The organism is Nocardia vinacea NBRC 16497, from assembly GCF_000308835.1.
In the GTDB taxonomy this organism is placed as follows: domain Bacteria; phylum Actinomycetota; class Actinomycetes; order Mycobacteriales; family Mycobacteriaceae; genus Nocardia; species Nocardia vinacea.
The window spans coordinates 25738-32851 of sequence record NZ_BAGN01000169.1 but is presented as its reverse complement, the minus strand read 5'-3'; the positions used below and the strand labels follow the sequence as shown (position 1 = coordinate 32851).

Sequence of the window (7114 nt, the reverse complement as noted above, 5' to 3'; positions counted from 1 at the left end):
CCGCGGGTACCCGGCCCACCTCCGATCGGGTGCGTGAGGCGCTGTTCAGCGCCCTGGACGCCCGCATCGATTTCGACGGCCTCCGTGTACTCGACCTCTACGCCGGATCCGGTGCACTGGGTCTGGAAGCCCTCTCACGCGGCGCCACCCATGCCCTGCTCATCGAATCCGACCGCAAAGCCGCAGCCATCGTGCGCGGCAATATCGCCGACCTCGGTCTGCCGGGTGCCGAACTCCGCATCGGCTCCGTCGCCACCGTCCTGGCGGGCGGCGGTGCGGGCAAGTACGACGTGGTCTTCTCCGACCCGCCTTACGACGTCGACACCGCTACGGTCACCGCCGACCTACGCGCCCTCGCGGAACACGACTGGCTGGCGTCGGACGCCCTCGTCGTAGTCGAGCGTTCCATCCGCTCACCCGAGATCGCCTGGCCCGCAGGCTATATCCCCGCGAAGGCGCGCAAATACGGCGAAACCCGTATCGAACTAGCTGAATTCGCCCCGGAGTAACTCCGCCGTCGCGGCATTCGAGGTGCGGATCCCGCCTCCTGATACCGTCTGTTCATGGCAGGAGCGTTGTGCCCGGGCTCGTTCGACCCGGTGACCAATGGACATATCGACGTCTTCGCGCGGGCCGCGGCCCAATTCGACGAGGTCGTGGTGACCGTCATGGTCAATCCCAAGAAGCAGGGCATGTTCAGCGTCGAGGAGCGCATGGAGATGCTGCGCGAGGCCACGGCGGACCTGCCCAATGTCCGGGTGGAGTCCTGGCAGGGTCTGCTGGTGGATTTCGCCAAGCAGGAGGGGATCGGCGCGATCGTCAAGGGGCTGCGCGATGCCACCGATTTCGGCTACGAACTGCAGATGGCGCAGATGAACAAGAAGCTCAGCGGCGTCGACACCTTCTTCATCGCCACCAACCCGACCTTCAGCTTCCTGTCCAGCTCGCTGGTCAAGGAAGTCGCGACCTATGGCGGCGATGTCACCGATATGCTTCCGCCCGCCGTCCACAAGCGCCTGCTCGATCGCCTCGCCGAACGCAAAGGCTGAACGCCCCCAACGAAATCCGCCCCGGTTCCGAAGAACCGGGGCGGACTCGTGATAAAGCTCAGAAGACCAAGCCGCGCAGGGCGAGGAAGCGCATACCACCGACCGCGGCGGTGATGGCCAGGACAGCCGTGGCCTGGAACGTACCGCCCATGCCGGGTGCCCACAGTTCGAGCGCGGCCAGTGCTGCGGTGGTGATACCGAGTCCGACCAGCGCGAGCCCCCCGCCTTCCCACTGTGCGGTGAACCAGCCGACGCGGCCCGCGGCGTGGAAGGTGAGCTGACGGTGCATTTCATTCGCGATCACGGTGCTCACGACCGAGCCCGCGATATTGGCGACCAGGGGACCGACGCCGTGCATCGCGAAGAACAGCAGCACGTAGGCGACATTGCTGGAACCGCCGACGAGGGCGAAGCGGATCAGCTGAGCCAGTGCGCGGTCGCCACGCAGATACTGCATCAGCTGGCCGAACCGAGCGGCCGACGCCGGCTGCAGTACGGGGTAGGGCCCCACCCACGGCGTGTACAGGCTGCTTGTCGGCAGAACCGCCGTCCGCGGTAGTTCCAGTACGGTCATTGTCTTTCCGATCCCACACGAGCCTTCGGTACGGACAACCGCGATGGTCATCGCAATCCGCCCGGTCGGCCTCCTCTAACCCCACAGTCCCGGTCAGGGCCTGCGATCCACTTAAGAAGATCTTGTTGCGACCTTCTCGATAAATGTAACACCAAGTGGAGACATATCCTCCACTTGTTTTTGTGGCGTACGAGACACCTGCACGACACACCGGTGGGTGACTCGGCACGAGCCGTGACGAGGGGCACACTGGGCCTACGGCGGAAAGTTTCGCCGTAGGTCTGCACGAGAGTGGGGTAGGAGCATGTATCGCGTATTCGAAGCTCTCGACGAGCTGGTCGCCATCGTCGAAGAAGCGCGCGGCATCCCGCCGACCCGCAGCTGCATCGTGCCGCGCGGTGACGTGCTCGAACTACTCGACGACGTGCGTGATGCACTGCCCGGCGAACTCGACGACGCCCAGGACGTGCTCGATCATCGCGACAAGATCGTCTCCGACGCCCGCACCACCGCCGAGACGACCGTGACCACCGCCAACGACCAGGCACACCAGACCATCGGATCGGCCCGCGAGGAGGCCGACCGGATTCTCGCCGACGCCAAGGCGCACGCCGACCGCATGGTCGCCGAGGCCAGCGCGCACGCCGACCACCTGGTGAATACCGCACAGGCCGAGGCCGACCGCATCGTCGCCGACGGCAATGCCGAATTCGAGGCCGTCACCGGTCGGGCTCGCATCGAATCCGAGCGGATGATCGAGGCAGGCAAGGCCTCCTATGACCGTTCGGTCGCCGAGGGTGAGGCCGAGCGCGACCGCTTGGTCACGCAGACCGAAGTTGTGCGTGCCGCGCATGCCGAATCGGCCCGGTTGATCGACGGTGCGAACGAAGAGGCCGATCGGATGCGCGACGAATGCGACCACTACGTCGACAGCAGGCTCGCCGACTTCGAGGAGACCCTCAACTCCACCCTGCGGACCGTGCGCGGCGGACGTCACCAACTGCGCTCGGGTGCAGGAGCTCCGGATTACGCGGCCGACTATCGCCGCTGACCGGTTTGGGTCCTCGCCGGGCCCTCGCGTATTGTGGAGTGGTTGCCCATTTCCCCTCGAATGTGAAGTGAGTTCGTGATGTCCGCCGGTTCCGGTCCCGATTCGCGCCCTCGTTCGGCCTCGCGCCGTGCGCCGGACGCGGGTTTCGTGCTGGATGTCATCAGCCTTGGTCGTCGCCCCGGCACGATGAAAGAGTTGCATCGCCTCGTCACCACCGAGGAGCGGATCGGGCTGGACCTGATCGCCATTCCGGTGGGCGCAGAGGTGGACCTCGATCTGCAGTTGCAGGCGGTGTCCGAGGGTGTGCTCGTCACCGGAACGGTCTCCGGGCCGACAGCCGGTGAGTGCGCGCGCTGCCTCGAACCGTTCACCGGCGCGGTGGAAATTCAGCTCACCGAGCTGTTCGCCTACCCGCACAGCGCGACCGAGCAGACCACCGAGGACGACGAGATCTACCGCATCGTCGACGACAAGATCGACCTGGAACTGGTGATCACGGACCAGATCGGCTTGGAGTTGCCGCTGCAGCCGCTGTGCACTCCGGACTGCGCGGGCCTGTGCCCGGAATGCGGTGTCCGGATGGCGATTGCGGGTTCCGGCCATGGGCATGAGATACTTGACCCTCGCTGGGCCGGGTTGGCGAAGTTCGCCGCCGAGTCGCCCGGCAATGGCAGCCCCGATTCGGGTGCAACCAACACAGACCATTAAGACCGAGACAGTGCTGCCGTACCGGCAAGCAATAGGACAAGAGGAGAAGTAGTCGTGGCCGTTCCCAAGCGCCGGATGTCCCGTTCCAACACCAGGTCGCGGCGCAGCCAGTGGAAGGCCACCGCGCCGACCCTGATCACGTGCCCGAACCGCGCCTGCGGCGAGAAGACGCTGCCGCATATCGCATGCCCCTCCTGCGGCACCTACAAGGGCCGCCAGGTCACCGCTGCTGTCTGATCGTTCGACCTGTCGTATCGACGTGACCGCCAGTAAGGACGAATCCGGCGCGTCCGGTGAACATGCGAGCCTGCTCGCGGCGCTCGGCGTCGACGTGCGGGCCGATTTGCTGCGGCTGGCGCTGACGCACCGGTCGTACGCGTACGAGAACGGCGGGCTGCCGACCAACGAGCGTCTGGAGTTCCTCGGCGACTCGGTCCTCGGCCTGAGCATCACCGAGCGGCTATACCACGAGCACCCGGACAAGTCCGAGGGCGAACTGGCCAAGCTGCGGGCGAGCGTGGTGAATATGCACGCGCTCGCCGAGGTGGCGCGCGGGCTCGGCGCGGGCGGGCTCGGCGTGCACCTGCTGCTCGGTAAGGGCGAAGAGCTCACCGGCGGCCGGGATAAGCCGAGCATTCTCGCCGACGGCATGGAGTCGCTGCTCGGCGCGGTCCATCTCGAGCACGGAATCGATGTCGCGCGCGAGGTGGTGTTGCGGCTGTTCGCCGACCTGCTCGAGCGCGGACCGCGGATGGGCGCCGGACTGGACTGGAAGACCAGCCTGCAGGAGCTCACCGCCGAACGTGGCCTCGGCGTGCCGAGCTACGAGATCACCTCGACAGGTCCCGATCACGACAAGGAATTCACCGCGACCACCGTGATCGGCGGTCGTCCGTACGGTCAGGGCATCGGCCGCTCCAAGAAGGAAGCCGAGCAGAAGGCCGCGGGCGCCGCCTATCGGGCGCTGACCGACGAAGCCTGACGTGCCAGAACTTCCCGAGGTCGAGGTCGTCCGGCGCGGACTCGCCGCACATGTTGTCGGGCGGGTGGTCGAATCCGTCACGGTGAGCCATCCCAGGTCGGTGCGCCGCCATCTCGAAGGTGCGGACGATCTGACGGCTCGGATGAAGGGTCTGCGAGTTGCCGCCGCCGAGCGGCGCGGCAAATATCTGTGGCTCACCTTCGACGATCCGGACACCTCGTTGGTCGTCCATCTCGGTATGAGCGGGCAGATGTTGGTGCAGCCGGCCGATGCTCCGGTGGAGAAGCACGCGCATATCCTCGCGACCCTCGACGACGGTGCGCAATTGCGCTTCGTCGATCAGCGCACTTTCGGCGGCTGGGCGCTCGCACCGTTGGTCGAGGTCGACGGGACGCTGGTGCCCCAACCTGTCGCCCATATCGCCCGGGATCCGCTGGACCCGCGCTACGACCCGGAGGTCGTGGTGGCTGCGGTGCGCGCCAAACAGACCGAGATCAAGCGGGTGTTGCTGGATCAGACCGTGATCTCCGGCGTCGGCAATATCTATGCCGACGAATCTTTGTGGCGGGCGAAGATCCATGGCAACCGGCTCGCGTCCGGGCTGACCAGACCCGCCGTGCGCACCCTGCTCACCGAGGTCGGCGCGGTGATGGGGGAGGCGCTCGCGGCCGGTGGCACTTCGTTCGATGCGTTGTATGTCAACGTCAACGGCCAATCCGGCTACTTCGAACGCTCGCTCGCGGTCTACGGTCGCGAGGACGAACCGTGCCGTCGCTGTGGTGCACCCATTCTGCGGGAGAAGTTCATGAATCGTTCTTCCTACTCCTGCCCGCGCTGCCAACCGAAGGCCCGTCGCCGCTTCTCGTAGCGACTGCTTGCAGGTCGCTCGGAAAAAATCGGCGTCGGCGAGCTACCGTTCTTTTAGGCGGCTCGGGAGCCGACCGGCCGTGGAGGAAGGACTTATGCGCAAGCTCACCTACTACGTCGCTTCGACTATCGACGGGTTCATCGCCACCGAGGAGGGGTCGGTCGACTTCTTCCCGGTCGGTGGCGATCACGGCCCGGCGATCACCGCGCAATATCCCGAGACTCTGCCGACGAAGGTGCGGGAGGCCCTCGGCATCGATAAGCGCAACCGTTACTTCGACACCGTGCTGATGGGTCGCAAGACCCACGACTTCGGCGTGCGAACCGGAACTTCCAGCCCGTATTCGCATCTGCGTCAATTCGTCGCATCGACGACGCTGCCGGAGAGTCCGGATCCTTCGGTGGAGCTGATCTCGGCCGATCCGCTCGCCACGGTGCGAGAGTTGAAGCGGGACAACGGGCTCGGGATCTGGCTGTGCGGCGGCGGGGAATTGGCGCAGGAGTTGCTGCCGGAGATCGATCAGATCTTCCTGAAGCTGTACCCGGTCGTACTCGGCCGTGGCCGCCCGCTGTTCGGTTCCGGTCCGCGCCTGCCCGAGGCGGCCCGCTTCCGGGTGATCACCAGCAGGGTGTTCGAGGACGGCGTCGCCTTCGTGAAGTACAGCCGGATTCGATAACCGCTGTGGCGGAAGACGATTCGATCGTCGCTCCGGATCCGGGGAACGCTCCGGGTCCGGCGGAGGCGCTGCGCGAGATCGGCTTCTGGCTGGAACGCGCACGGGCGCAAACACATCGGGTGAAGGCGTACCGGCGGGCCGCCGATATCGTCGACCAGCTGTCCGAGGACGAGCACGCGACCCATCGCGCTGCGCACAGCTGGCAAGAACTCGCGGGGATCGGGCCGAAGACCGCCGCCGTCATCGAACAGGCGTATTCCGGTGCGGTACCGGAGTATTTGAGCGAACTCCGCAAGGCCGCGCAGCCCATCGGGGCGCCGGGCAAACCCATGCGGGCCCAGTTGCGCGGCGATCTGCACACCCACTCCGACTGGTCCGACGGTGGCAGTCCGATCGCGGAGATGATGGGCATCGCGGCCGCGCTCGGCCACGAATACTGCGCGCTGACCGATCATTCGCCGCGGTTGACCGTCGCCAACGGGCTTTCGGCGGACCGGTTGCGGCGGCAGTTGGATGTGGTCGCGGAGCTGAACGAACGAGTCGCGCCGTTCCGGATTCTCACCGGGATCGAGGTGGACATCCTCGATGACGGGACCCTGGATCAGCAGAGCGATCTGCTCGCCGAACTCGATATCGTTGTGGCCAGCGTACATTCGCACCTGCGCGCCGACAGCGAGACGATGACCAAGCGCATGGTGTACGCGGTGGCGAATCCGAATGTGGATGTACTCGGCCACTGCACCGGCAGACTGATCGCGGGGCAGCGGGGTCTGCGGCCCGAGTCGAGCTTCGATGCCGAACTTGTCTTCGAGGCGTGCCGGAGTTATGGCACGGCGGTGGAGATCAACAGTCGTCCCGAGCGGCTCGATCCGCCGTCGCGATTGCTGCAGCTGGCAGTCGAAATGGGTTGCTATTTCTCGATCGATACCGACGCGCATGCCCCTGGTCAGTTGGACTGGCTGGGTTACGGCTGCGAGCGGGCCGTCGCGAATGGTGTTGCCGCGGACCGGGTTATCAACACCTGGCCAGCTGAGAAGCTGCTCGCCTGGACGAAATCGGCAGCTGGGGACGTGGTTTGATCGTCGCCTCGGCGCGGGCGGGCCGACCTGGTCGGATGTGATCTCGCGGCAGCTTCTGACCACCGGGTTAACTGTTGCCGAACACTCGTGCGGGATCTGGGAGGATGCCCGATGACGTTCGAGAATG

At 65.8% G+C, this 7114-nt stretch carries 10 protein-coding genes; 9 read left to right on the top strand and 1 reads right to left on the bottom strand.

Translation table 11 applies throughout. The features are described from left to right. Positions 1 to 509, top strand: a 509-nt coding sequence (gene rsmD, locus ON44_RS22860; protein ID WP_040693450.1) for a 16S rRNA (guanine(966)-N(2))-methyltransferase RsmD, incomplete at its 5' end; no start/stop codon positions are given. A gap of 54 nt (positions 510 to 563) precedes the next feature. Continuing rightward, positions 564 to 1049 (top strand): pantetheine-phosphate adenylyltransferase, encoded by a 486-nt coding sequence (gene coaD / locus ON44_RS22855; protein WP_040693430.1) that lies wholly within the window; start codon positions 564 to 566, stop codon positions 1047 to 1049. A 58-nt stretch (positions 1050 to 1107) separates the two neighbouring features. Here coaD and ON44_RS22850 read toward each other — a convergent pair whose 3' ends face one another. Then, complete coding sequence (locus tag ON44_RS22850; RefSeq protein WP_083898076.1) at positions 1108 to 1623, bottom strand: GtrA family protein; 516 nt, start codon at positions 1621 to 1623, stop codon at positions 1108 to 1110. Between the two features lie 304 nt (positions 1624 to 1927). Between ON44_RS22850 and ON44_RS22845 the strand changes: the two genes are divergently transcribed. The 7 genes from ON44_RS22845 to ON44_RS22815 all read left to right on the top strand — a co-directional run bounded on the left by ON44_RS22845 (position 1928) and on the right by ON44_RS22815 (position 6987). Next, positions 1928 to 2674 (top strand): polarized growth protein Scy-related protein, encoded by a 747-nt coding sequence (locus ON44_RS22845; RefSeq protein ID WP_040693429.1) that lies wholly within the window; start codon positions 1928 to 1930, stop codon positions 2672 to 2674. A 78-nt stretch (positions 2675 to 2752) separates the two neighbouring features. Continuing rightward, positions 2753 to 3382, top strand: coding sequence for a YceD family protein (locus tag ON44_RS22840; RefSeq protein ID WP_040693428.1), 630 nt, complete (start codon positions 2753 to 2755; stop codon positions 3380 to 3382). 54 nt (positions 3383 to 3436) lie between these two features. Continuing rightward, on the top strand, positions 3437 to 3619 hold the full coding sequence (gene rpmF, locus ON44_RS22835; protein ID WP_014987105.1) for a 50S ribosomal protein L32: 183 nt from the start codon (positions 3437 to 3439) through the stop codon (positions 3617 to 3619). A gap of 22 nt (positions 3620 to 3641) precedes the next feature. Then, positions 3642 to 4364: a ribonuclease III gene (gene rnc, locus ON44_RS22830; RefSeq protein WP_040693423.1), complete on the top strand. Its 723-nt coding sequence runs from the start codon at positions 3642 to 3644 to the stop codon at positions 4362 to 4364. A 1-nt stretch (position 4365) separates the two neighbouring features. Next, positions 4366 to 5232: a bifunctional DNA-formamidopyrimidine glycosylase/DNA-(apurinic or apyrimidinic site) lyase gene (mutM, locus tag ON44_RS22825; RefSeq protein ID WP_040693421.1), complete on the top strand. Its 867-nt coding sequence runs from the start codon at positions 4366 to 4368 to the stop codon at positions 5230 to 5232. A 94-nt stretch (positions 5233 to 5326) separates the two neighbouring features. Beyond that, positions 5327 to 5908 carry a dihydrofolate reductase family protein gene (locus tag ON44_RS22820; RefSeq protein ID WP_040693420.1) on the top strand — a complete coding sequence of 194 codons (582 nt, stop codon included), beginning with the start codon at positions 5327 to 5329 and terminating at the stop codon, positions 5906 to 5908. Positions 5909 to 5913: 5 nt separating this feature from the next. Next, positions 5914 to 6987 carry a PHP domain-containing protein gene (locus tag ON44_RS22815; protein ID WP_051182347.1) on the top strand — a complete coding sequence of 358 codons (1074 nt, stop codon included), beginning with the start codon at positions 5914 to 5916 and terminating at the stop codon, positions 6985 to 6987. Positions 6988 to 7114 lie beyond the last annotated feature (127 nt).